The following is a 971-nucleotide window of genomic DNA, read 5'->3' as shown; positions in this document are numbered from 1 at the left end:
GCTAGAGAAACAAAGCATTACAATGTCCAAGTTAGTGACCCAGATGTCGATGCAAAACAAGTAAAAGTTCTACAGCTTATCAACGCATACCGCTTCCGCGGACACGAGGCTGCAGAATTGGATCCACTAGGTCTGTGGCAACGTCCACCTGTGGCGGAGCTAGACCCAGCATTTCATAATCTTACCGAAGATGACTTCGAAGAAACTTTCAACGTAGGTTCTTTTGCTGTTGGGCAAGAAACCATGAAGTTGAAAGACATCTACGCAGCCCTCAAGAAAACTTACTGCGGTTCCATCGGTGCTGAATACATGCACATGACTGACACAGAGCAAAAGCGTTGGATCCAACAACGTCTTGAGTCTGTCGTAGGCCAGCCATCATTCAACCAAGATGAAAAACGCACGTTCCTTGAAGAGTTGACTGCAGCGGAAGGCCTTGAGCGTTATTTAGGCGCAAAATTCCCTGGTGCGAAGCGATTCTCTCTAGAAGGTGGTGATGCGCTTATCCCAATGACGAAAGAACTGATTCGTCATGCGGGTAAGAGTGGCATGCGTGAAGTGGTTATTGGTATGGCTCACCGTGGTCGTTTGAACATGCTGGTGAACGTACTGGGTAAGAAACCACAAGATCTATTCGATGAGTTCGCGGGTAAGCACGATGAAACGTGGGGTACCGGTGACGTTAAATACCACCAAGGTTTCTCTGCAGACTTTGCAACGCCAGGTGGTGATGTTCACCTAGCGCTCGCATTTAACCCATCTCACCTTGAGATTGTAAACCCAGTAGTTATCGGTTCGGTTCGTGCGCGTCAAGATCGCCTTGGTGATTTTGATGGTAGCCGCGTACTGCCAATCACTATTCACGGTGACTCAGCAATTGCAGGTCAGGGCGTGGTAGCAGAGACGTTTAACATGTCTCTAGCGCGTGGCTTCTGTGTCGGCGGTACGGTACGTATCGTCGTGAACAACCA

The 971-nt window shown here is 48.9% G+C and carries 1 protein-coding gene; it reads left to right on the top strand.

All coding sequences use genetic code 11. From position 1 onward, the window contains the following. Window positions 1–971, top strand: a 971-nt coding sequence (locus R8O11_RS25610) for a thiamine pyrophosphate-dependent enzyme (RefSeq protein ID WP_318194661.1), incomplete at both ends; no start/stop codon positions are given.

It is taken from the genome of Vibrio sp. 1288, from assembly GCF_033344475.1.
This window is presented reverse-complemented; position numbering and strand designations above follow the sequence as displayed.